The sequence below is a fragment of the Nocardioides aromaticivorans genome (assembly GCF_013408525.1).
Classification (GTDB): Bacteria; Actinomycetota; Actinomycetes; order Propionibacteriales; family Nocardioidaceae; genus Nocardioides; species Nocardioides aromaticivorans.
Map to the genome: position 1 here is coordinate 1,069,133 of NZ_JACBZM010000001.1, position 21,345 is coordinate 1,090,477.

The 21,345-nt window shown below is 72.5% G+C and carries 23 protein-coding genes; 9 read left to right on the forward strand and 14 right to left on the reverse strand.

Translation table 11 applies throughout. The features are described 5' to 3' along the window. Nucleotides 1–40 precede the first annotated feature (40 nt). The 5 genes from BJ993_RS04945 to glpX are packed head-to-tail and all read left to right on the forward strand — an operon-like array spanning nucleotide 41 to nucleotide 4,120. A complete protein-coding gene (locus tag BJ993_RS04945) occupies nucleotides 41–454 on the forward strand; it encodes a TOBE domain-containing protein (protein ID WP_179647949.1) in 414 nt (137 codons plus the stop codon). Further along, on the forward strand, nucleotides 454–1,227 hold the full coding sequence (modA, locus tag BJ993_RS04950; RefSeq protein WP_179647950.1) for a molybdate ABC transporter substrate-binding protein: 774 nt from the start codon (nucleotides 454–456) through the stop codon (nucleotides 1,225–1,227). The genes BJ993_RS04945 and modA overlap by 1 nt, the downstream gene beginning before the upstream one ends. Beyond that, the gene (locus BJ993_RS04955) at nucleotides 1,227–2,015 is read left to right on the forward strand and encodes an ABC transporter permease (protein ID WP_179647951.1); all 789 of its coding nucleotides are present in this window, start codon (nucleotides 1,227–1,229) and stop codon (nucleotides 2,013–2,015) included. Before modA ends, BJ993_RS04955 begins: the two co-directional genes overlap by 1 nt. Then, nucleotides 2,012–3,052, forward strand: coding sequence for a sulfate/molybdate ABC transporter ATP-binding protein (locus BJ993_RS26490; protein ID WP_179647952.1), 1,041 nt, complete (start codon nucleotides 2,012–2,014; stop codon nucleotides 3,050–3,052). The genes BJ993_RS04955 and BJ993_RS26490 overlap by 4 nt, the downstream gene beginning before the upstream one ends. 54 nt (nucleotides 3,053–3,106) lie before the next feature. After that, a complete protein-coding gene (glpX, locus tag BJ993_RS04965; RefSeq protein ID WP_179647953.1) occupies nucleotides 3,107–4,120 on the forward strand; it encodes a class II fructose-bisphosphatase in 1,014 nt (337 codons plus the stop codon). Between the two features lie 30 nt (nucleotides 4,121–4,150). Here glpX and BJ993_RS04970 read toward each other — a convergent pair whose 3' ends face one another. Continuing rightward, entirely contained in the window at nucleotides 4,151–4,984 is an 834-nt protein-coding gene (locus tag BJ993_RS04970) for an esterase/lipase family protein (RefSeq protein ID WP_051932996.1), read from the reverse strand. Nucleotides 4,985–5,042: 58 nt separating this feature from the next. On the opposite strand from BJ993_RS04970, the gene BJ993_RS04975 reads away from it, so the two are divergent. Together BJ993_RS04975 and BJ993_RS04980 are read left to right on the forward strand one after the other, a co-directional pair. Next, the gene (locus BJ993_RS04975; protein ID WP_179647954.1) at nucleotides 5,043–5,972 is read left to right on the forward strand and encodes an alpha/beta fold hydrolase; all 930 of its coding nucleotides are present in this window, start codon (nucleotides 5,043–5,045) and stop codon (nucleotides 5,970–5,972) included. A gap of 165 nt (nucleotides 5,973–6,137) precedes the next feature. Continuing rightward, on the forward strand, nucleotides 6,138–6,500 hold the full coding sequence (locus tag BJ993_RS04980; RefSeq protein WP_179647955.1) for a hypothetical protein: 363 nt from the start codon (nucleotides 6,138–6,140) through the stop codon (nucleotides 6,498–6,500). A 24-nt stretch (nucleotides 6,501–6,524) separates the two neighbouring features. On the opposite strand, the gene BJ993_RS04985 is transcribed toward BJ993_RS04980, so the two are convergent. From BJ993_RS04985 to BJ993_RS05000, 4 genes are read right to left on the reverse strand one after another with little or no spacing between them, the layout of a single operon-like run. Then, the gene (locus tag BJ993_RS04985) at nucleotides 6,525–7,727 is read right to left on the reverse strand and encodes an ABC transporter ATP-binding protein (protein ID WP_179647956.1); all 1,203 of its coding nucleotides are present in this window, start codon (nucleotides 7,725–7,727) and stop codon (nucleotides 6,525–6,527) included. A gap of 15 nt (nucleotides 7,728–7,742) precedes the next feature. Beyond that, nucleotides 7,743–8,576 carry a carbohydrate ABC transporter permease gene (locus tag BJ993_RS04990; RefSeq protein WP_036551167.1) on the reverse strand — a complete coding sequence of 278 codons (834 nt, stop codon included), beginning with the start codon at nucleotides 8,574–8,576 and terminating at the stop codon, nucleotides 7,743–7,745. 2 nt (nucleotides 8,577–8,578) lie between these two features. After that, entirely contained in the window at nucleotides 8,579–9,517 is a 939-nt protein-coding gene (locus tag BJ993_RS04995; RefSeq protein ID WP_242530326.1) for a carbohydrate ABC transporter permease, read from the reverse strand. Next, on the reverse strand, nucleotides 9,514–10,779 hold the full coding sequence (locus BJ993_RS05000; RefSeq protein ID WP_179647957.1) for an extracellular solute-binding protein: 1,266 nt from the start codon (nucleotides 10,777–10,779) through the stop codon (nucleotides 9,514–9,516). The genes BJ993_RS04995 and BJ993_RS05000 overlap by 4 nt, the downstream gene beginning before the upstream one ends. A gap of 185 nt (nucleotides 10,780–10,964) precedes the next feature. Between BJ993_RS05000 and BJ993_RS05005 the strand changes: the two genes are divergently transcribed. Further along, entirely contained in the window at nucleotides 10,965–12,167 is a 1,203-nt protein-coding gene (locus tag BJ993_RS05005) for a DUF4032 domain-containing protein (RefSeq protein WP_179647958.1), read from the forward strand. A gap of 20 nt (nucleotides 12,168–12,187) precedes the next feature. Here BJ993_RS05005 and BJ993_RS05010 read toward each other — a convergent pair whose 3' ends face one another. From BJ993_RS05010 to BJ993_RS05020, 3 genes are all read right to left on the reverse strand, one after another. Continuing rightward, nucleotides 12,188–13,246 (reverse strand): 2,3-butanediol dehydrogenase, encoded by a 1,059-nt coding sequence (locus tag BJ993_RS05010; protein WP_179647959.1) that lies wholly within the window; start codon nucleotides 13,244–13,246, stop codon nucleotides 12,188–12,190. Between the two features lie 40 nt (nucleotides 13,247–13,286). Further along, nucleotides 13,287–14,477, reverse strand: coding sequence for a hypothetical protein (locus tag BJ993_RS05015; RefSeq protein WP_218864609.1), 1,191 nt, complete (start codon nucleotides 14,475–14,477; stop codon nucleotides 13,287–13,289). 126 nt (nucleotides 14,478–14,603) lie between these two features. Beyond that, nucleotides 14,604–15,611: an asparaginase gene (locus BJ993_RS05020; protein ID WP_036551156.1), complete on the reverse strand. Its 1,008-nt coding sequence runs from the start codon at nucleotides 15,609–15,611 to the stop codon at nucleotides 14,604–14,606. A 42-nt stretch (nucleotides 15,612–15,653) separates the two neighbouring features. Here BJ993_RS05020 and BJ993_RS05025 point away from each other — a divergent pair, with 42 nt between their 5' ends. Further along, entirely contained in the window at nucleotides 15,654–16,319 is a 666-nt protein-coding gene (locus BJ993_RS05025) for a YdeI/OmpD-associated family protein (protein WP_218864610.1), read from the forward strand. Nucleotides 16,320–16,395: 76 nt separating this feature from the next. On the opposite strand, the gene thiC is transcribed toward BJ993_RS05025, so the two are convergent. Genes thiC through BJ993_RS05055 form a run of 6 tightly spaced genes read right to left on the reverse strand, consistent with a single transcriptional unit; the run spans nucleotide 16,396 to nucleotide 21,328 of the window. Beyond that, nucleotides 16,396–18,090: a phosphomethylpyrimidine synthase ThiC gene (gene thiC, locus BJ993_RS05030; RefSeq protein ID WP_179647960.1), complete on the reverse strand. Its 1,695-nt coding sequence runs from the start codon at nucleotides 18,088–18,090 to the stop codon at nucleotides 16,396–16,398. Beyond that, nucleotides 18,087–18,782 carry a bifunctional hydroxymethylpyrimidine kinase/phosphomethylpyrimidine kinase gene (locus BJ993_RS26495; RefSeq protein WP_179647961.1) on the reverse strand — a complete coding sequence of 232 codons (696 nt, stop codon included), beginning with the start codon at nucleotides 18,780–18,782 and terminating at the stop codon, nucleotides 18,087–18,089. Before BJ993_RS26495 ends, thiC begins: the two co-directional genes overlap by 4 nt. Continuing rightward, nucleotides 18,782–19,333, reverse strand: coding sequence for a thiamine phosphate synthase (locus BJ993_RS05040; RefSeq protein WP_179647962.1), 552 nt, complete (start codon nucleotides 19,331–19,333; stop codon nucleotides 18,782–18,784). Before BJ993_RS05040 ends, BJ993_RS26495 begins: the two co-directional genes overlap by 1 nt. Beyond that, nucleotides 19,333–20,109, reverse strand: coding sequence for a thiazole synthase (locus BJ993_RS05045; RefSeq protein ID WP_036551149.1), 777 nt, complete (start codon nucleotides 20,107–20,109; stop codon nucleotides 19,333–19,335). The genes BJ993_RS05040 and BJ993_RS05045 overlap by 1 nt, the downstream gene beginning before the upstream one ends. Continuing rightward, complete coding sequence (gene thiS, locus BJ993_RS05050; RefSeq protein WP_179647963.1) at nucleotides 20,106–20,318, reverse strand: sulfur carrier protein ThiS; 213 nt, start codon at nucleotides 20,316–20,318, stop codon at nucleotides 20,106–20,108. The genes BJ993_RS05045 and thiS overlap by 4 nt, the downstream gene beginning before the upstream one ends. Next, the gene (locus BJ993_RS05055; RefSeq protein WP_179647964.1) at nucleotides 20,315–21,328 is read right to left on the reverse strand and encodes an FAD-dependent oxidoreductase; all 1,014 of its coding nucleotides are present in this window, start codon (nucleotides 21,326–21,328) and stop codon (nucleotides 20,315–20,317) included. The genes thiS and BJ993_RS05055 overlap by 4 nt, the downstream gene beginning before the upstream one ends. Between the last annotated feature and the right edge of the window lie 17 nt (nucleotides 21,329–21,345).

A 21,345-nucleotide genomic window follows, 5' to 3' on the forward strand; every position in this document is an offset into this window, starting at 1 on the left:
ATAGGTGATTTTCTGCCGCAGATGCGCCAAGGTGGGTGCCATGACCGACTACCGGGTGGCCGAGGCAGCCGAGCTCCTCGGCGTCAGCACGGACACCGTACGGCGCTGGATCGACGGTGGCCGTGTCGCCGCCGCCACCGTCGAGGGCCGTACGACGATCGCCGGCACCGACCTCGCCGCGTTGGCCGCCTCGCTGGTCGACGAGGCCGAGAAGGAGCGCACGCGGGCCGGCCAGGTCAGCGCGCGCAACCGGATGACCGGCATCGTCACGCGGGTCGTCGCCGACACCGTGATGGCCCAGGTCGAGATGGTCTGCGGCCCCTACCGGGTCGTCTCGCTGATGAGCGCCGAGGCCGCCACCGAGCTGGGCCTCGAGCCCGGCGTACGCGCGATCGCGTCGGTCAAGTCCACCAATGTCGTCGTCGAACGACCCGTCCCGAGGAAGCACGCCTGATGAAGAAGCCCCTCGCGCTGGCAGCGACCGTCCTGCTGACCCTTCCCCTCGCCGGCTGCGGTGACGACGGCGCGGGCGACTCCGGCGGCGGTGACGGGACCACGCTCACCGTCTTCGCGGCCGCCTCGTTGACGGCGCCCTTCGAGGAGCTCGAGAGGACCTTCGAGGCCGACCACCCCGGCGTCGACGTCAAGCTCTCCTTCGGCGGCTCTTCCGACCTCGTCGCGCAGATCATCGAGGGCGCCGAGGCCGACGTGTTCGCCTCCGCCGACACCAGGAACATGGACACGCTCGTCGACGCCGGCCTCGCCGCCGGCGACCCGGCCGAGCTCGCCACCAACACGCTGGAGATCGCCGTCCCGCCGGGCAACCCGGGCGACGTGAAGGGCCTCGCCGATCTCGCCGACGACGACCTGAACGTGGTGGTCTGCGCACCCGAGGTGCCGTGCGGCAACGCCGCGGTCGAGGTCGCCAAGGCCGCCGGCGTCACCCTCGCCCCCGACAGCGAGGAGCAGTCGGTCACCGACGTGCTCGGCAAGATCGAGTCGGGCGAGGGCGACGCAGGCCTGGTCTACGTCACCGACGTGACGGCCGCCGGCGACGAGGTCGAGGGCATCGAGTTCCCGGAGTCCGCCGACGTGGTCAACCACTACCCGGTCGTCGTGGTGAAGGACTCCGCGCACGCCGACCTCGCCCAGCAGTGGGTCGACCTCGTCCTCGGTGACGGCCAGGCCGTGCTCGGCGCGGCCGGCTTCGGTCCCCCGTCCCCGTGATGTCCGCGCCCACCCGGCACGTCGGCCTGCCGCGCTGGATCCACGTCCCCGCGCTGCTGGCCGGCGTGTTCGTGGTGCTGCCGGTCGCCGCGCTCGCCACCCGGATCGCCTGGTCCGACTTCCCGGGGCTGGTGAACTCCCCGGCGGCGCGGACCGCCCTCGGGCTGAGCCTGCGCACCTCGACCGCCAGCACGCTGCTGTGCCTGCTCCTCGGGATCCCGCTGGCCGTCGTACTCGCCCGGAGCGAGGCGCGGTGGCTCGGCGTCGCGCGCTCGCTGGTGCTCCTCCCCCTCGTGCTGCCGCCCGTCGTGGGCGGCATCGCGCTGCTGGCGGCGTTCGGCCGCCAGGGCCTGCTCGGGGCGCAGCTGGACGCGTGGGGCGTCCAGGTCGCGTTCTCGACGATCGCCGTGGTGATGGCGCAGACCTTCGTGTCGCTGCCCTTCCTGGTCGTGAGCCTCGAGGGGGCGCTGCGCACCGCCGGGGAGAGGTACGACGTCGTGGCGGCCTCGCTCGGCGCCGCACCGACGACGGTACTGCGCCGGGTGACGCTGCCGCTCGTGCTGCCCGGCCTGGCGTCGGGGGCCGTGCTCGCGTTCGCCCGCTCGCTCGGGGAGTTCGGCGCCACGGTCACCTTCGCCGGCAGCCTCGAGGGCACCACGCGCACGCTGCCGCTGCTGATCTACAACCTGCGGGTGACCGACGCCGACGCGGCCGTCGCCATGTCGCTCCTGCTGGTCGTCGTGGCCGTCGTGGTGATCGGCCTGGTCCGGCCGCGGGGTGCGCTGTGAGCCTCGTCGTCGACGTGCGGGTCGCCGACCGCGACGTGGAGATCGCCTTCGAGGTCGCCGCCGGCGAGACGGTCGCGATCCTCGGCCCCAACGGGGCCGGGAAGTCGACCACCCTCGACGTCGTCGGCGGGCTGCTGCGCCCGGACTCCGGCCGGGTCGTGCTCGACGGGAAGGAGCTGACGGGTGCCGACCGGTGGGTCGCGCCGCACGCCCGCCGCACCGCCCTGCTCGCCCAGGACCCCCTGCTCTTCCCCCACCTCTCCGTGCTGGAGAACGTCGCCTTCGGCCCGCGCAGCCGTGGCGCCGGCCGCGCGGCAGCGCGGGAGACCGCCCTGGCCTGGCTGGCCGAGGTCGACGCCACCGGGCTGGCCGAGCGCCGGCCGGCGCAGCTCTCCGGCGGCCAGGCCCAGCGCGTCGCCGTCGCCCGCGCCCTCGCCGCCGACCCGCAGCTGCTGCTCCTCGACGAGCCGATGGCCGCGCTCGACATCGCCGTCGCGCCCGCGCTGCGCCAGCTGCTGCGCACCGTGCTGGCCGACCGGACCGCCGTGGTCGTCACCCACCACGTGCTGGACGCGCTCCTCCTGGCCGACCGGGTGGTCGTCCTCGAGGGCGGGCGCGTCGTCGAGCAGGGGCCCGCCGGCGTCGTACTCTCCCGGCCGCGGAGCGCCTTCGCCGCCCGCTTCGCCGGCCTCAACCTGGTCAGTGGGGTCGCCACCCCCGACGGTGTACGACGCCCCGACGGCTCGGTCCTCCACGGCACCGCCACCGACCCGGCCCCGCGCGAGGGCAGCGAGGCCGTCGCGGTGTTCCGTCCCTCGGCCGTCGCCGTGCACCGTGAGCCGCCCGGCGGCAGCCCCCGCAACGTGCTCTCCGTCCGCGTCGAGGAGCTGGAGCCGCTCGGCGACGTGGTCCGGGTCCGCGCGGGCGACCTGGCCGCCGACGTCACCGTCGCGGCGGTCGCCGAGCTCGGCCTCGCGCCCGGCCAGGAGGTCAGCTTCGTCGTGAAGGCGACCGAGGTCGACGTCTACCCACGGTGAGACGCGGACGTCGCGAGTCACGTCACACCCGGCACGAACGATAAAGTTCGCCCCATGAACGACGCCCTCGCCGTGGAGCCGCCCGCCCCCGACCGCAACCTCGCCCTCGAGCTGGTGCGCGTCACCGAGGCTGCCGCCATGGCCGCCGGCCGCTGGGTCGGCCGGGGCGACAAGAACGGCGCCGACGGTGTGGCCGTCCAGGCCATGCGCGTGATGATCTCGACGATCGGCATGAACGGCACCGTCGTCATCGGCGAGGGCGAGAAGGACAACGCCCCGATGCTCTACAACGGCGAGTCCGTCGGCGACGGCACCGGCCCGGAGTGCGACGTCGCGGTCGACCCCATCGACGGTACGACGCTCACCGCCAAGGGCATGGCCAACGCCGTGGCCGTCCTGGCCGTCGCGCCGCGGGGCACGATGTACGACCCGTCCGCCGTGTTCTACATGGAGAAGCTCGTCACCGGCCCCGAGGCCGCCGACGTCGTCGACATCCGCTACCCCGTCGCCGAGAACATCCACCAGGTCGCGAAGGCCAAGGGCTCGAACACCTCCGACGTCACCGTCGTCGTCCTCGACCGGCCGCGTCACAACCAGCTCGTCGAGGACATCCGGGCCACGGGTGCGCGGATCAAGTTCATCACCGACGGCGACGTCGCGGGCGCCATCATGGCGGCCCGCGCCGGCACCGGCATCGACCTGCTGATGGGCATCGGCGGCACCCCCGAGGGCATCATCGCGGCCTGCGCGATGAAGGCCATGGGCGGCACGATCCAGGGTCGGCTGTGGCCGACCGACGACGAGGAGCGCCAGCGTGCGATCGACGCGGGCCACAACCTCGACCCCGACCACATCCTCACCACCGACACCCTGGTGACCGGCGACGACTGCTTCTTCGTGGCCACCGGCATCACCGACGGCGAGCTGGTCAGGGGCGTCCGCTACCGCGCCGGCGGCGCCATCACCGAGTCGCTGGTCATGCGCTCGCGCAGCGGCACGATCCGGACCATCACGTCCGAGCACCAGCTGTCGAAGCTGCGCAGCTTCAGCTCGATCGACTTCGACTGATCCGAGTCAGGCCTCGGGTCAGGCCCGGGGTCAGGCCGTCTCGACGACGCTGAGGGGCGTCGACGAGGCGGCGCCGTGGCGCAGCAGCGACGACGACACCACGTCGATGACCCGCGGGTCGACGGCCATGCCGATGTGCGACGCACGCACCTCAACCGCCTCGCCCTGGGGGTCGATGCACGCCTTCCAGTCGACGATGCCGTCGCGCCGGGAGTAGATGTTCGTCATCGCGACGTCGGCGCGCAGCGGCTCCTGCGACTCGGTGAAGGACAGGTGCGCGCACTCACCGCCGACGCAGTCCGCCGACATCAGCGTCGAGAAGCCGGCGTCGGAGAGCCGGTTGAGCACGCGCACGCCGCGAGTCAGCACGGCGTGGTGGGCGGCGGGCGCCCGCATCGGGCTGCCCATGGTGACGATGCCGGCGACCAGGTCGGGGCGGCGGGCGGCCAGGCCCCGGGAGATCATCCCGCCGAGGCTGTGCCCGACGAGCTGGACCCGCGCGCCCCGGCGCTCCGCGATCTGCTCGATGCGCGCCTCGAGGGTGAGCGCCGAGTTGAGGGTGCAGCCGATGTTGGCGTGGATCTGCGAGCGGTAGGTCCGGAAGCCACGGGCACGCAGCTCGGCGGCCATCGCGGTCAGCGTCCAATCGCCCGCGAGGAATCCGGGGATGAGCAGGACCGGCTCGGCCGCGCGGGCGGCGGCGCGGGCGGCGTACGGCGTCTGGCGACGCGTGCGACGGGTGGCGCCGCGTCGTACGGCGAAGCGGCCGGCCTCGGTCACCAGACTGCCCTCGCGCAGCAGCGCGGCCAGCGCCGGACGGCCGTAGCCGTCGGGCAGCAGCCAGGGCGCCAACGTGTTGCTCACGTCACAAACGGTACCCAGTTGAAACGGCAACTACACGGGATTGGGCACACTGGTTGACATGTCCCACCGTCCGACCAGCCCCGAGTCATCAGATGTGATCATCTCCGGCGAGCTGCTCGCACCGATCTGCTCCGGCGTGGAGATCTGCTACCAGACCTTCGGCGACCCCGAGGACCCGCCGCTGCTGCTCGTGATGGGTCTCGGCGGGCCGATGACGTGGTGGGACGCCGAGCTGTGCAGCCAGCTGGCCGCGGCCGGCTTCTACGTCATCCGCTACGACAACCGCGACACCGGCCGCTCCACGAAGGTGGACGGACGGGTACGCCGCTCGCAGCTCGTGCGCGCCTTCGTGGGGGCGCCGGCCCGGGCGCCGTACTCGATCGACGACCTGGCCTCCGACGCCTTCGGCCTGCTCGACCACCTCGACATCTCCGCCGCGCACGTCGCCGGGATCTCGATGGGCGGCATGATCGCCCAGACGATGGCGCTGCGCGCTCCGGAGCGGGTGCTCAGCCTGGCGAGCATCATGTCGACGACGGGCCGGCGCAGCGTCGGCCGCCAGCACCCGAGCCTGCTTCCCGCCCTCCTCGCCACCCGTGGGCCGGGCCGCGAGGACTACATCCGCGGCAGCCTCGCCGTCTGGAAGCTCATCGGGTCCCCTCGCTTCCAGCAGCCCGAGGACAAGCTGCGCAAGCGCGCCGGGGAGACGTGGGACCGGGGCGTGAGCCGCGCCGGCGTGATGCGGCAGATGATGGCGGTCCTGACGCAGCCGGACCGCACGGCGGCGCTCGGGCACCTGGTCGTGCCGACCCTGGTGATGCACGGCCTCGCCGACCGGATGGTGCACATCTCCGGCGGCCGCGCCACCGCGGCAGCGGTGCCGGGAGCGCGGGTGGTGTTCATCGAGGGGTGGGGCCACGACCTGCCCGCGCCGCTCTTCACGACGTTCACCCGGGCGATCCGGAGCAACGCCGACCGGGCGGCCTGAGTCGTCCCTCCTGTCGCAGATGCGGCCCGTCGTCCTCCACAGAGCGCCCCCTCCGGGGCGTCCTCCACAGGCCTGCGAGCGAGCCCGGCCTCCCGTCGCCGTCCCCTCCTAGCGTCTGACTCCCGCGCCGGACCTGCCGGCGCACACCACCACTCGGGAGTGCAGATGAGGATGAGGACGATCGGCCTGATGGTCGCGACGGGGCTGGTCACCGGGCTGCTGGCCCTGGCCGGCGGAGCCGCCGCGCAGGAGCGGCCCCGGGCGCCGCGCTGGGAGCCGGCCGGCGACACGATCGTGGCGGTCGAGGGCGACGCCGACCTCGGCTTCACGATCCACCACTACGACGGCACCGTGCTCTCGCCCCCGACGCTGTCGGAGACCACCGCGGAGTGCGGCGAGTACGACACCGAGGTCGCGCGGACGGCGTGCCAGGTCGAGGCCGAGACCTGGTTCCGCGACCTCGCCGACGTGCAGGCCGCCATCGCCTGGGCGCGGTACGACGCCGGGCGGCCCCGACCGGGTCGGTGACCTCGGCGGGGTGGGCCGGCGGGCTCAGCCCGCGGCGACCTCCGCGCCGGGGATGCGGCCCGCCCGCTCGTGGTCGACGGTCAGGTTCTCGCCCGTCGCGGGGTCGAAGAGGTGGATCTGGCGGCCGTCGACCCAGATCTCGGCCCCCTCCCCCTCCGTGATCCGGCTGGCGCCGTCGAGGGACACCACGAGCTGGGTGCGCATCGCCTCGCCGTCGAGGTCGCGCTCGAGCTGCTGGAGCTGCTGGGTCACCTCGGGCGGTGCCTCGAACGGGATGTAGGCGTAGGTCTCGTTGCCCAGCCACTCGACCGCGTCGACCGTGGCCGAGAAGGTGGAGCCGCTGCGGCCCTCGGCGCTCGCCAGGGAGGCGTCCTCGAAGTGCTCGGGACGGATCCCGGCGATGAGCAGTCCCCGACCGGCGGCCCGCTCGGCCTTGTCGGCCGGGATCTCGACACTGCCGAAGGGCAGCTTCACGGCGTTGCCCTCGACGGTCGCGGGCAGGAAGTTCATCGGCGGCGAGCCGATGAAGCCGGCGACGAAGAGGTTGCCCGGGTTCTCGTAGAGCTCGCGCGGCGTGGCGAGCTGCTGCAGGACGCCCCGCTTGAGGACGGCGACCCGGTCACCGAGCGTCATCGCCTCGGTCTGGTCGTGGGTGACGTAGACCGTCGTGATGCCCAGCCGCTTCTGCAGCCGCGCGATCTCGGTGCGCATCTGCCCGCGCAGCTTGGCGTCGAGGTTGGACAGCGGCTCGTCGAAGAGGAAGGCGTCGGCCTGGCGCACGATGGCCCGGCCCATCGCCACCCGCTGGCGCTGACCGCCGGACAGGTTGCCGGGCTTGCGCTCGAGGTGCTCGTTGAGCTCCAGCGTGCTCGCCGCGTCGCGGACCAGCTTGTCCACCTCGGCGTCCGGCATCTTGGCCAGGCGGAGGGGGAAGGCGATGTTCTCGTAGACCGTCAGGTGCGGGTAGAGCGCGTAGTTCTGGAAGACCATGGCCAGGTTGCGCTCGCGCGGGGCGAGGTCGTTGACCCGCCGGTCGCCGATCATCATGTCGCCCGAGGTGATGTCCTCCAGGCCGACGATCATCCGCAGCAGGGTCGACTTCCCGCACCCGGAGGGACCGACGAGGATCATGAACTCCCCGTCGGCGACGTCGATCGAGACGTCGTTCACGGCAGGGAAGCCGTCGCCGTACTTCTTGACGATGTGGTTCATCGTGATGGCAGCCATGACAGGTTCCCTCCGTTAGCCCTTCACCGCACCGGAGGTGAGGCCGGCGACGATCTTGCGCTGGAAAATCAGGACGATGACGATGATCGGGATGGTCGCGATGACCGCTCCCGCGGCGAGCAGGGACGCCGGCCGGTTGAACGGGTCGGCGCCCACGAAGAACGACAGTGACGCCGGGATCGGCCGGGCGTTCTCCGTCGAGGTGAGCGAGATGCCGAAGACGAAGTCGTTCCAGGCGAAGAAGAAGGTCAGGATCGCCGCGGTGAAGACACCGGGCGCGGCCAGCGGCACGATCACCTTCCGGAACGCCTGCCACGACGTGGCACCGTCCACCTGGGCGGCCTGCTCCATCTCCCACGGGATCTCGCGGAAGAAGGCCGAGAGCGTCCAGATCGCCAGCGGCAGCGTGAACGACATGTACGGGATGATCAGGCCCGGCCACGTGTCGTAGAGCCCGATGGCGCGCCACATGTCGAACAGCGGGCCGATGAGCGACACGACCGGGAACATCGCGATCGCCAGCGAGATCGTCAGCACGAGCTTCTTCCCGCGGAACTCCAGCCGCGCGATCGCGTACGCCGCCAGCGTCGCCACGATCACCGACAGCAGGGTCGCGATCAGGCTGATGCCGATCGAGTTGAGGATCGCGCGGCGGAACTGCTCGTTGTCCCAGACCGCCTTGTAGTTGTCCCAGCCGGCGCCCGCCCCGTCGGCGGGGAAGAAGCCGGGGCTGCCGGTCGTGATCGCGGCCTCGGACTTGAAGGACAACGAGATGATCCAGGCCACCGGCAGGAGGCACCAGACGAGGATCAGCAGGCACCCGACGACGGTTCCGATGCGGTTCTTCATGATCAGGACTCCTGCCGTGCCTGCGCCAGGTCGACGCGGAAGAGCTTGACGATGAGGAAGGCGACCAGGAGCACCGACAGGAAGAGCAGCACCGAGAGCGCGGAGCCGAGCCCGAGCTGGAACTGCTCGATGGTCTGGCGATAGGTCAGGAAGCTGATCGACTCGGTCCGTTGCGCCCCGGCCGTCATCACGAAGATGTTGTCGAAGATGCGGTAGGCGTCGAGGGCCCGGAAGAGGACGGCGACCATGATCGCCGCCCGCATGTTCGGGAGGATCACCTTCGTCAGCCGCTGGGTCCAGGTGGCGCCGTCGACCTTGGCCGCCTCGATCATGTCCTCGCTGACCTGGGCGAGGCCGGCGAGCAGGAGCAGCGACATGAACGGCGTGGTCTTCCAGATCTCCGAGACCATGATCGCGATCACCGCGGGCGTGGTGTCCCCGAACCAGTTGAACTCGTCGCCGACGAACGGCAGCCACCCGTTGATGAAGCCGTTCTGGAACGAGAACGCGAACTGCCAGGCGAAGCCGGAGACGACGGTGATGATGCCGTAGGGCACCAGGATCGAGGTCCGGATGACGCCCCGAGCGAAGATCACGCGGTGCATCACCATCGCGAAGATGAAGCCGATCACCAGCTCCACCGCCACGGTGACGACCATGTACAGGACCGTCACCCCGGTCGTCTGCCAGAAGAGCGGGTCGGTCAGCGCCGTGAGGTAGTTGCCCAGCCCGACGAAGTTGCGGTCGTCGGGGGCGGTGAGCGCGTAGTCGAAGGTCGACAGGTAGATCGCGCGGAGCATCGGGAACGCCGTGACGACCAGCATCAGCACGATGGCCGGGGCCACCAGCTTCTGCCCGAGCCGGGTCTCGGCCCGCGCGCGGTCGCTGGGCCCGGACTTCTGCGCCGGCAGCGCGGCGGCGGGAACGCTTGTCGAGCTCACAGCAGCGACTTCCCTTCGAGCACGTCCTGCAGGTACTTGCCGGACTTCTCGGGCGTGCTGTCCGGGTCGACCGAGGTCGGTGAGTGCCAGCGGGCCTGGATCGCGCCCGAGATCATCGCGTAGAACGCGCTCTTGGGCCGGGGGCCGCCTTCGTCGACGCTGGTGCGGAACAGCTCGATGAGGTCCTTCGGGTAGTTGCCGCTGGCCGCCACCTCGTCGTACGCCGAGTTGGTCGACGGCATCAGGCCGGCGTCGAGCGCGAGGTCGACCTGGGCCTGCTTGGAGGTGATGCACTCGGCGGCCTCCATGGCCCAGTCCGGGTGCTCGGAGTAGGCGCCGACCCCGATGTCGATCCCGCCGACCGGCGGCTTCGACTCCTCGCCGGCGACGGTCTGCGGGTAGCGCGTCCAGCCGAGGTCCTTGAACTGCTCCGGGGTGGTGGGCTTGCCGTCGCCGGGCTCGTAGTTCTTGTAGACGAAGGTCCAGTTGACCATGAACTCGCCCGGGCCCTCGGCCGGGAACATCTGGCCGAGGCTGGTGCCCTCGTTGGAGACGGACAGGTCCGGCTGGGCGGCCGGGGAGTCGGCGAGCTTCTGGATGATCGCGGCTGCCTTGCGCCCGGCGTCCGAGTCGAGGTCGACCTTCGCGTCGCGGCCGGCCTCGGTGTCGGAGACGATGTCGCCGCCGGCTCCCTGGACGAGGGCGTTGATCCACACGACGTAGGCCTCGTACTTGTTGGCCTGGACGCCGACGGTGCCGCCCTCGGCGGCCGCTGCCTCGATCACCTGGTCCCACGTGACCGGCTTGGTCATGTCGAGGCCCGCCGCCTCGGCGAGCGACTTGCGGTACCAGAGCACCTGGGTGTTGGCCCAGAGCGGGATGGCGAAGACCTTGTCGTCCCAGGTGACCGTCTCAGCCGCGCCCGAGAGGTAGTCGCCCTCGCCCTCGACGCTCTGCTGGACGCTGTCGGCGATCGGGCCCTCCACCTCCTGGAGCCAGCCGGCGTTGGCGAACTCGGCCACGAACACGGGGTCGAGGTTCATCAGGTCGGTCGACGAGTCCTCCGCCGCGAGGCGCCGTGCCAGCTGCGTCCGCTGGTCCGTGGCGCCCGAGGGCAGCAGCTGGACCTCGAGGTCGTAGTCGCCGGTGCTGCACTCCTTGGCGTACTTCTCGAAGACCGGCACCCCGTCCGGGTTCACGTACCAGTTCAACCTGGGCTTGCCCGAGTCGCTGCACGCAGCCAGTGCAGTGCTCGCCAGCACGCCAGCGACCGCAACCGCAGCTGCGCGCCCTGGCCTGGTTCGTCTCGACGTCATTGTCCAGCTCACCCCTCCCGAGGATGTGGCCTGCGTCACTGGGTCTACCCCAGAGAGAGGGCACTTGTCCACGTTGTTGCAGGAGCCCAGTGCCCGTGACGGCGATTCCCAGACGTCGTAGGTTCTTCGTCATGGCGCTCCACGTCGTCGCCAGTCGCACCGATCCGGCCCTGTTCCGGCTGCCGTGGTCGCGCCCGCTCGCGGAGTGGGACGACTGGTACGTCGTGCCGCTCCCGCTCGGCCTGTCGCGCCACGTCGTGCGCGTGGTCCAGGTGAACCGCCAGTTCCTCGCCGTCAAGGAGACGACGGAGGAGCTGGCCCTGCGGGAGTACGAGCTGCTGCGCGACCTGCAGCGCCTCGACCAGCCGGCCGTCGTACCTCGTGGGGTGGTGACGGGGCGCACCGACCTCGACGGCAACCCGCTGCCGGCGGCCCTGCTGACCGAGCACCTGCACTACTCGCTGCCCTACCGCACGGTCTTCCAGCACGGCCTCCGGGCCGAGCAGGTCCCGGCCCTCGTCGACGCCCTCGTCGTGCTGCTGGTGCGGCTGCACCTGATCGGCTTCTTCTGGGGCGACGTGTCGCTGTCGAACGCCCTCTTCCGCCGTTCTGCCGGGGGTTTCGCCGCCTTCCTCGTCGACGCGGAGACCGGCGAGCTGCGCGAGAGCGTGTCGGACGCGATGCGCGAGCACGACCTGACGGTGGGGGTCGAGAACATCTTCGCCGAGCTGCTCGACCTGCAGGCCAGCGGCGACACCGATATCGACGTGGACGGCCAGGCCGTGGTCGCGCACCTCGCCGAGCAGTACCACTCGCTGTGGGACGAGCTGACCGCCGCGGAGGAGTTCGGGACCGACGAGTGGTCCCGTGTCGAGCAGCGGATCGCGCGCCTCAACGACCTCGGGTTCGACGTCGACGAGCTCGACGTGCAGGCCGACTCCGACCGGGTCAGGATCCAGCCGAAGGTCGTCGAGGCCGGCCACCACCGGCGCGAATTGCACGACCTGACGGGCCTTTCGGTCGAGGACAGCCAGGCGCGCAAGCTCCTCAACGACCTCGCCGCGTTCACCGCCCACTTCGGGTACGACGACGAGGACCGCGCCGTCGTCGCGCGACGCTGGCTGCACACGATCTACAGCCCGATCGTCGCGCTGCTGCCCGACGAGCTGGCGCGGCGGATCGCCCCGGCGGAGTACTTCCACGAGGTGATGGAGCACCGGTGGGCGCTGTCCGACGAGGCCGGCCACGAGGTCGACATCTTCGACGCGGCACGCGACTACGTCGCGAACGTCCTCCCCCACCGGCCGCCGGACTCCCCGTCGGACCTGCGCTGACGGGGAGCCCGGCGGGCGTCCTACGACGGACGCACGAGGATCTTGACGTTCTCCTCCTTGTTGCGGATGAGCTCCTCGAAGCCGCCCACGACGAGGTCGTCGAGACCGATCCGGCCGGTGATGAACTGGTGCGGGTCGACCTTCCCCCGGGCGATCAGGTCGATCGTCGGACGGTGGTCGTCGGCGTACGCGAGGCTGCCGAGCACGTTGACCTCGCGGAAGACGAGGTCGTTCATCGCGACCGACGCCTCGTGGCCCCAGATCGCGACGTTGACGCACGTGCCGCCGGCCCGGGTCGACTGGATCGCCGTCTTCAGGACGACGTCGACGCCCGCGCACTCGAAGGTGACGTCGGCGCCGCGCCCCTTGGTCAGCTCCATGACCTCCGCGACGACGTCCGTCGACGTCGGGTCGAGCACGTGGGCGGCCCCCGCGACCGCGGCCTTCTCCTTGCGGACCGCGGCCGGCTCCACCACGATCACGTCCTCGACGCCCACGGCTCGCAGCGCGGCGGTGGTGACCAGGCCGATCGGCCCGGCGCCGTACACGACGGCGGTGTGGTCCGGGCGCGTGCCGGCGAGGCGGACCGCGTGGTAGGCGACCGCGAGCGGCTCGACGAGCGCGCCGACGTCGGTGCCGAGCTCACCGAGGGGGTGGATCCAGCGACGCTCGGCGACGACGTACTGCGAGAAGCCACCGCCCATCCCCGAGAGCCCGACGAAGCCGAGCGACTGGCACACGTTGTAGCGGCCGTTGGTGCAGGCGTCGCACCGCCCACAGATGATGTACGGCTCGACGACCACGCGGTCGCCGACCCGCAGGTCCGTCACCCCCTCGCCCAGCTCGGCGACGACGCCGGCGAACTCGTGGCCGAGGGTGATCGGGACGGTCTCGCCGGTCAGCGGGTGCGGCGCATCGGCCGGGGGCGCGAAGATCGGGCCCTCCAGGTACTCGTGGAGGTCGGTGCCGCAGATGCCGCACCACTCCACCTCCACCTTGACGGTGCCGGGCCGGACCGCCGGCTCGGGGACGTCCTCGATGCGGATGTCCCCGCGACCGTGGAATCGGGCTGCCTTCATGGTGCTTCCTCTCGTGGTGGGTGGATCGTGGTGGCGGCGGTCAGCCGGCCGGGACGGGGGGCACGTCCGCCGCGGGCGCGACGGGAGCGTGCAGCTCGGCGGGTGGCTCCTCGGGCTGTCCGGCGGCCTCGGGAGCGCGCAGCGGGTAGGAGCCGAAGCCCACGACGTAGAGCAGCGTCACGAGCGCGAACCAGTCGAGGAAGCCGAGTGCATTGCCGTGCAGCGCCCCCGCGACGGGCGGCTCGTGCAGCACGTGCTCGGCGAGGACGTAGTAGTAGGCGACGAAGGTCACCACCGCCAGCCCGAAGGTGATCGCCGCCCGGCACACCAGGTTGACCGCGGTGCCGTACGACGTGGGCCGGTTGCCGAAGGCGTTGCCCCAGAAGATCATCCAGGCGACCCAGCACACGCCGATCTGCGCCGGGAACTGGTCGAGCGCGGCGCCGAGCTGGTCAGCCGTCACGCTGCCCACGACGACCTCCACGACGAGGCGAAGAGCGAGGAAGAGCACCGTGCCGAGGACGACATTCCCGACCAGCGACGCGAGGGCCACGCTCGCCCGGCCGCCGGCGAGCCGCCAGGGCCAGTTCTCCCAGCACAGCCCGGTCAGGACGATGGCGATGACCACGCTGTAGTACCAGCCGAGCAGGGCGTTCAGCTCGAGGACCGGCCCACCCTCGGGGACCCGCGCAGCGACGGCCGGGATGCCGAGGACGACGTACAGCAGGATCGTGGGGCCGAGCAGGAAGGCGATCTCGCAGAGCCCCACCATCGGCTGGCGCAGCCCGCGGTCGGTCCACGGCCAGTGGTTCCAGTTGACCACCGCCATGACGTAGGTGGAGAACCCGAAGAGGACGAAGAGCGCGCCCGTGAAGTAGCCGAGCCCGCCCTCACGCCCGCCGGCGAAGTTGGGGTCCAGGGCGCCGAGGCCGTGGGCCAGGAGCCAGGTCACCGCCACCGCGAAGGTCGCGGTCGCCGTGGTGAAGGCGACACCGCGCCACGGCTGGGGGATGCGGTCGAACCCGGCGAGCTCGAGGTTGAAGCCCGTCCAGACGACGAACATCAGGGCCCAGAAGAGCGCCGCGTTGAACGGGAGCGGGTAGACGCCGAGGGGACTCGTCTCGGGGTCGGCCAGGAGGTACCAGCCGAGGAGGCTGGCGGTGACGACGACCGCCAGGTTCGCGAGCCCGAAGGCCCACCACGCCATGGGGCGCTGGGTGCTGTGCTGCATGTGGGACCACCTTGTCGATGTGTGACCTGCAGCACATCGACGCCACCCCGTGCCCCGGAACCGTTGCACGCAGTTGCAGCCCGGAAACCGTCCGAACGGACGGGGTCGTCACACCTCGGGAGTCCGCTAGGGGCGACCGCGCAGCTCGAAGGCAGCAGCGACGTCGGCGCGCGGGACCGGCCCGCCGAGCGACAGCGCCCACAGCAGCAGGCGCGCCTTCACCGGTGACAGCCAGCCCGCGCCCACGGCGCCCCGCGCGACCAGGTCGATCTCCGAGCCCGGGTAGCCGTACATCGCGCGGCCGGTCGGGCCGGAGCCGGTCCGGGAGGCGAAGACCACGGGCACCTGGCGGGCCAGGCGGCCGATCGCCTCGGCCATCGACGCCGACACGTGGCCCGCGCCGAAGCCCGCCACCACGAGGCCGTCGACGTCGTCGGCCCGGATCGAGTCGACGATGAAGCCGTCGTCGCCGAGGTAGGTGGCCAGCAGCGGCACCCGGGGGTCGCCGCCGGCGTGGCCGGGCAGGAGCTTGAGCGGCGGGATCCGGTCCGCGGGGACGCCGTACACGACCTCGGCCTCGACGCAGCGGCCGATCGGCCCGAAGACCGGCGAGCGGAAGGCGCTGGTGGACATCGAGTCGGTCTTGGCGACCCACCGCGCCTGGTGCACCTCGTCGTCGAAGGCCACCAGCACGCCACGCTCGCGCGAGCCCTCCGCCGCCGCGCACCGGACCGCGGTCAGCAGGTTGGCCGGCCCGTCGGCGCCCGCCGCCTCCGGCGAGCGCATCGCGCCGGTGACCACGAGCGGCTCGGGGCGGTCCCAGAACAGGTCGAGGAGGTACGCCGCCTCCTCGAGCGTGTCGGTCCCCTGGGTGACCACGACCCCGGTGGCCCCCTCGTCGACCGCCGCCTGCGCCCACTGCAGGGTGCGCAGGATGGTCGGCTCGTCCAGCGACGGGCTGGGCAGCCGGGCCAGCGTCTCGGCCCGGACGGTCGCGACCTCGTCGAGGCCGGGCACGGCGGCGACCAGCAGCTCGGCGGTCAGGGTCGGCACGACCTCGCTGCCGTCGGCGCTGCTGGAGGTCGAGGCGATGGTGCCGCCGAGGGCGCCGACGGCGACCGTGGGGGTGGTCATGGGTCCATCATCCCTGTCGGTGACGTCTGCCAAGGTGAAGGCATGGTGAAGGACGAGGAGCCCGGCCGGATGGGTGGCAGCGCGGAGCGGCCCGCCCGCTTCTTCGCCGACGAGGCCGAGTTCGAGGCCTGGCTGGCCCGCCACCACGACACCGAGACCGAACTGTGGATGGGGATCTACAAGAAGCACGTCCCCGAGCAGGGGCTCACCTGGGCGCGCGCGGTCCCCGTCGCGTTGTGCTGGGGCTGGATCGACTCGGTCGCCCAGCGGATCGACGACGACGCCGTCCGCCAGCGCTGGAGTCCCCGCAAGAGGACCAGCAACTGGAGCAAGGTCAACCTCGAGCTCGTCGAGCAGCTCCGAGCCGAGGGCCGCATGCAGCCCAGCGGGCTGGCGATCTGGGAGCAGCGCAAGCCCGACCCGGCGCCGTACACGCACGAGGTCGACGGCGAGCTCGTGCTCCCCGAGCCCTACGCCGCCCAGCTCGCCGCGAGCCCTGCCGCCACGGCGTTCTGGGAGGCCGCGACCCGCACCTACCGCCGGATCTGCGTCAACTGGGTGCTCAGCGCCAAGCAGGAGGCCACCCGCGACCGGCGGATGGCCCAGCTGGTCGTCTGCTCGGCAGCCGGCGAGATGATCCCGAGCCAGCGCTACGGGGAGATCCCGAAGTGGGTCGACCGGGCGGCAGCGGCGGCTCGCGACGCCTGACCGGTCGTACCGGACTGAATGGTCGTGAATTCGCCGCAACCACCGCCACTCAGTCCGGTACGACGCCGCGCCCGGTTCAGGAGGCGTCGGGCTCCACGTAGACCGTCCCGCCGAGCTCGACGAACTCGGCCGACTTCTCCTTCATCCCGAGCGCCGCGTCCTCGGGCGTGAGGTCGGAGCCGAAGCGGTCACGCACGTCCTGACTGATCCGCATCGAGCAGAACTTCGGGCCGCACATCGAGCAGAAGTGCGCGGTCTTGGCGTTCTCCGCAGGCAGCGTCTCGTCGTGGAACTCCTCGGCCGTCACCGGGTCCAGCGACAGGGCGAACTGGTCGCGCCAGCGGAACTCGAAGCGGGCCTTCGACAGGGCGTCGTCCCAGTCGCGGGCGCCGGGGTGCCCCTTGGCGACGTCGGCTGCATGGGCGGCGAGCTTGTAGGTGATGACCCCGGTCTTCACGTCGTCGCGGTTCGGGAGGCCGAGGTGCTCCTTCGGGGTGACGTAGCAGAGCATCGCGGTGCCGTGCATGGCGATCGTGGCCGCGCCGATCGCGGAGGTGATGTGGTCGTAGCCGGGCGCGATGTCGGTGGCCAGCGGGCCGAGCGTGTAGAAGGGCGCGCCGTGGCACCACTCCTGCTGGAGGCGGACGTTCTCCTCGACGAGGTCGAGCGGCACGTGTCCGGGGCCCTCGACCATCACCTGCACGTCGTGCTCCCAGGCCCGCGTGGTCAGCTCGGCGAGGGTGCGCAGCTCGGAGAGCTGGGCCTCGTCGTTGGCGTCGGCGGTGGAGCCCGGGCGGAGGCCGTCGCCGAGGGAGAACGAGACGTCGTACCGGCGGAAGATCGCGCAGAGCTCGTCGAAGTGCGTGTAGAGGAAGTTCTCCTCGTGGTGGGCCAGGCACCAGCCGGCCATGATCGACCCGCCGCGGCTGACGATGCCGGTGACCCGGTTGGCGGTGAGGGGAACGTAGCGCAGCAGCACGCCGGCGTGGATGGTCATGTAGTCCACGCCCTGCTCGCACTGCTCGATGACGGTGTCGCGGAAGACCTCCCAGGTCAGCTTGTCCGCCTCGCCGTTGACCTTCTCCAGCGCCTGGTAGATCGGCACCGTGCCGATCGGGACGGGCGAGTTGCGGATGATCCACTCGCGGGTGGTGTGGATGTCCTCGCCGGTGCTGAGGTCCATCACCGTGTCGGCGCCCCAGGTGATGGCGTGGGTGAGCTTGTCGACCTCCTCGGCGATGCTGGAGGTGACGGCGGAGTTGCCGATGTTGGCGTTGATCTTCACCAGGAAGCGGCGGCCGATGATCATCGGCTCGGACTCGGGGTGGTTGACATTGGCCGGGATGATCGCGCGGCCGGCCGCGACCTCGCTGCGGACCAGCTCGACGTCACACTGCTCGCGGGCGGCGACGTAGCGCATCTCCTCGGTCACGATCCCCGCGCGGGCGTAGGCCATCTGGGTGACGGGCGCGTCACCGGCCGCCCGGCGGGGAGCCCGCCGCTCACCGCGCCACTCCCCCTGCGCGGCACCCCGCCGGAGTGCCGAACGGCCGTTGTCGAGGAGCTGGACCTGGCGGCCGTCGTACACGGCGGTGTCGGCGCGGCCGTCGATCCAGGCGGCGCGCAGTGGCGGCAGGCCGACCTCGGGGTCGGAGCCGGGGCCCTCGGTGCAGTAGCGGTCGAAGGTCTCGCCGTTGGTCAGTGCGACGCGCGTGAAGGGGACCTTCAGGTCACCGGTCTCGATGCGGGTGTGGGCGGGGTGGACGGTCATGCGGGGACTCCTTGGGTGGGTGGGACGGGGGTGTGGACGTGGGCGACCGGGCCCCGGCCGCGGCCGAGGGTCCAGTTCCTGCTCACGTGCAGCTGTCGGGCGACGAAGGCGTCGGCGCGGGCCGCGGCGGTCGCGAGGTCGTCACCGAGGGCGAGGTACGACGCCAGGGCGCTGCTGTGCGTGCAGCCGGTGCCGTGGTCGTTGTCGGTCTCGATGTCACCGCCGCGGGTGACCAGCACGTTCGCCCCGGACGGCCGGCCGAGCGCCTCGAACTCGTCCTCGTTGGGCGTCGCCACGGTGGCCACCGGCAGCAGGTGCTCGCGGTAGGCGGCCGCGACCGCCGCCGAGCCGAGGACGGCGCCGGAGGTCGCGACGAGCACCGGGTCGACGACGAGGATCCGCCCGGCGCACCGGCGCGCGACGAGGCGCACCACGTCCGGGCCGGCGAGCATGCCGGTCTTGACCGCGATCGGGTCCAGGTCCTCGAGGACGGCGTCGAGCTGGGCCGCGACCACGTCGAGTGGCACCGGGTGGACGGCGCGGACGCCCGTCGTGTCCTGCGCGGTCACGGCGGTGACCACGCAGGCGCCGTGCACCCCCAGGGCGGCGAAGGTGGTCAGGTCGGCGGCGATGCCGGCCGCTCCGCCGGAGTCGCTGCCGGCGATCGTGACGACGACGGGAGGGTTGACCACTAGGCCACCGCCTCGAGCAGCGCGGCCACCACGGCGCCGGGGTCGGCGGCCCGCATCACGGCACCCATCACGGCGACACCGTGCGCGCCGGAATCCCTCGCCGCACGGGCGTTCCCGGGCGTGATGCCCCCGAGCGCGAAGGTCGGCAACGGCAGCCCGGCGAAGGCATCGGGCGGCAACGGCGGGCCGTAGCCGGGCTTGCTCCCGCTCGCCGTGTACGGCGACAGGGTGGCCCAGCTCGCGCCCTCGTCGGCCGCCCGGGCGACCTCGTCGCGTGAGTGGCAGGAGCGACCGAAGGTCCCGGCGGGCGCGGGCTGGTCGGCCGCGAGGTGCAGCCCGACCGCCGCGGCGAGGTCGCGGCGCGCCGCGACCACCGTCAGCCCCAGGTCGGCCAGGTCGGCGGCCAGCTGCTCTCGCTGCGGGTCCTCGAGGTCGAGCTCGCGCAGCACGACGTGGCTCAGCCCGGCCTCCCGGCAGGCCGCCATCTGGGCGCGCAGGCACCGGCCCAGCGACAGCTGGGACCGGTCGGTCAGCACCACCAGCCGCGGCATCACGAGACCCTCCCGACCATCGGGCTGGACGCCCGCGCGACGGCACGCCGCGGGATCCGGCCGGCGCGGTGGGCGAGCCGGCCCGCCTCGACGCCGAGCCGCAGGGCGTGGGCCATCGCGACCGGGTCGTCTGCGCGGGTGACCGCTGTGGCCGCGAGGACGGCGTCGCAGCCGAGCTCCATCGCGAGCGCGGCGTCGCTCGCCGTACCGACGCCGGCGTCGAGGACCACCGGCACGTCGACCGCGGCACGGACCGCCTCGATCGCGTGCGGGTTGAGGACGCCGAGCCCGGAGCCGATCGGTGAGCCGAGGGGCATGACCGCGGCACAGCCGGCGTCGACGAGGCGCCGGGCCACGACCGGGTCGTCGGTCGAGTAGGGCAGCACCGTGAACCCGCGCCGCACCAGCTGCTCGGCGGCGTCGAGCAGCTCGACGACGTCGGGCAGCAGCGAGCGCTCGTCGCCGATCACCTCGAGCTTGACCCAGTCGGTGCCGAGCGCCTCACGGGCGAGCTCGGCGGTGAGCACCGCCTCCCGCGCGGACAGGCAGCCGGCCGTGTTGGGGAGCAGCCGCACGCCCGCGGTCCGCAGCGCGGCGAGCAGGCTGCCGTCGCCGACCGACGAGGTGCGCCGCATGGACACCGTGACCAGTCCCGGCCGGGCCGCCTCCAGGACCGGCCCGACCAGCGCCACGCGGGGCAGGCCGCCGGTGCCGAGGAGGAGCCGAGAGCCGAGGGCGACGCCCGCGACGACCAGGCCGTCCGTCGTACCGCTCATCCGCCCTGCACCGCCGTCACGACCTCGACGACGTCGCCGTCGGTGAGTACGACGCCCGGCCAGGTCGCGCGCGGCACGACCTCCCCGTTGACGGCGACCGCGATGCCGGACCTCGGTGGGTCGCCGAGGCGGGCCCGGAGCAGGTCGGCGACGGTCCCCTCGGCCGTCAGCGCCTCGCCGTTGCAGGTGATCGTGCAGGTGGGGTTCATCGGTCTCCTCCGTTCACGGGGATGGGCGCCTCGAGACGGCGCGGGTCGAGGGCGGCATCGACCGCCCCGGTCTCGAGGTGGTCGGCGACGAGCTGCGCCGTGAGCGGCGCCAGCAGCACGCCGTGGCGGTGGTGGCCGGCGGCGAGGACGACCCCGTCGACGCCGCTCGGCCCGACGAGCGGCAGCCCGTCGACGGTGGCGGGCCGGTCCCGGGCGGTGGCCTCGACCAGCTCGGCCCGGTCGAGCGCCGGCCAGAGCTCCCGGGCCGCGGCCAGCAGCCGGAGCGCGCCACCGGCGGTCACGACGGGCTCGCCGTCATGCTGCTCGGAGGTCGCCCCGACGACCACCCGGCCGTCGCCGCGCGGCACCAGGTAGACCGGCTCCCCCGCGACCCAGCCGCGCACGGTGCGCTCCGGTGGGTCGTCGGAGCGGAGTCGGAGGATCTCGCCGCGCACGCCGGACACGAGGTGCGTCCACGGCTCCGGGAGCCGGGCCCCGGTCGCGACGACGGTGACGTCGGCGCCCGCCGGCTCGCCCCGCACCGGCACCCGTGCCAGCAGCGCGTCACACGCGGCCCGCGGGTCGACACTCGCCTCGCCGGGCAGCAGCGCACCCCCGGCCACGCGGGCCAGCGCCGGCTCCAGCTCCCGCACGCCGGCGCGGTCGAGCAGCCGAGCGTCGTGGCCGTGCCGGGTCAGCAGCTCGGCCTGCCTGGCGACCTGCTGGAGGTCCGCGGCGTCGTACCCGACCAGCAGGGTGCCGGCGCGACGCAGCTCGAGCCCCAGGCGGTCGGCCAGCGCGGGCCACAGCCGCAGCGACGCGGTGCCGAGCCGCAGCACGTCCTCCTCGCCGTACCAGACCTCGGCAGCCGGGCTCAGCATCCCCGCCGCCGCGTACGACGCCCCGCGGGCGGGCCGCGGGTCGACGACGACCACGTCGTGGCCACGGCGGAGCAGCTCGTCGGCGACGGTGAGCCCGACGATGCCGGCGCCGAGCACCTCGACCCGCATCAGGCCATGCCTCCCAC

Bases quoted from the DNA above. Each gene is read 5' to 3' on its own strand.
- thiC (WP_179647960.1), bottom strand. From the start codon at position 18,090: ATGACCGTCCACCCCGCCCACACCCGCATCGAGACCGGTGACCTGAAG.
- BJ993_RS04990 (WP_036551167.1), bottom strand. From the start codon at position 8,576: ATGAAGAACCGCATCGGAACCGTCGTCGGGTGCCTGCTGATCCTCGTC.
- BJ993_RS04985 (WP_179647956.1), bottom strand. From the start codon at position 7,727: ATGGCTGCCATCACGATGAACCACATCGTCAAGAAGTACGGCGACGGC.
- BJ993_RS05040 (WP_179647962.1), bottom strand. From the start codon at position 19,333: ATGCCGCGGCTGGTGGTGCTGACCGACCGGTCCCAGCTGTCGCTGGGC.
- BJ993_RS05005 (WP_179647958.1), top strand. From the start codon at position 10,965: ATGGCGCTCCACGTCGTCGCCAGTCGCACCGATCCGGCCCTGTTCCGG.
- modA (WP_179647950.1), top strand. From the start codon at position 454: ATGAAGAAGCCCCTCGCGCTGGCAGCGACCGTCCTGCTGACCCTTCCC.
- BJ993_RS05045 (WP_036551149.1), bottom strand. From the start codon at position 20,109: ATGAGCGGTACGACGGACGGCCTGGTCGTCGCGGGCGTCGCCCTCGGC.
- thiS (WP_179647963.1), bottom strand. From the start codon at position 20,318: ATGAACCCCACCTGCACGATCACCTGCAACGGCGAGGCGCTGACGGCC.
- BJ993_RS04975 (WP_179647954.1), top strand. From the start codon at position 5,043: ATGTCCCACCGTCCGACCAGCCCCGAGTCATCAGATGTGATCATCTCC.
- BJ993_RS04980 (WP_179647955.1), top strand. From the start codon at position 6,138: ATGAGGATGAGGACGATCGGCCTGATGGTCGCGACGGGGCTGGTCACC.
- BJ993_RS05025 (WP_218864610.1), top strand. From the start codon at position 15,654: ATGGTGAAGGACGAGGAGCCCGGCCGGATGGGTGGCAGCGCGGAGCGG.
- BJ993_RS05020 (WP_036551156.1), bottom strand. From the start codon at position 15,611: ATGACCACCCCCACGGTCGCCGTCGGCGCCCTCGGCGGCACCATCGCC.
- glpX (WP_179647953.1), top strand. From the start codon at position 3,107: ATGAACGACGCCCTCGCCGTGGAGCCGCCCGCCCCCGACCGCAACCTC.
- BJ993_RS05010 (WP_179647959.1), bottom strand. From the start codon at position 13,246: ATGAAGGCAGCCCGATTCCACGGTCGCGGGGACATCCGCATCGAGGAC.
- BJ993_RS05055 (WP_179647964.1), bottom strand. From the start codon at position 21,328: ATGCGGGTCGAGGTGCTCGGCGCCGGCATCGTCGGGCTCACCGTCGCC.
- BJ993_RS04955 (WP_179647951.1), top strand. From the start codon at position 1,227: ATGTCCGCGCCCACCCGGCACGTCGGCCTGCCGCGCTGGATCCACGTC.
- BJ993_RS04945 (WP_179647949.1), top strand. From the start codon at position 41: ATGACCGACTACCGGGTGGCCGAGGCAGCCGAGCTCCTCGGCGTCAGC.
- BJ993_RS05015 (WP_218864609.1), bottom strand. From the start codon at position 14,477: ATGCAGCACAGCACCCAGCGCCCCATGGCGTGGTGGGCCTTCGGGCTC.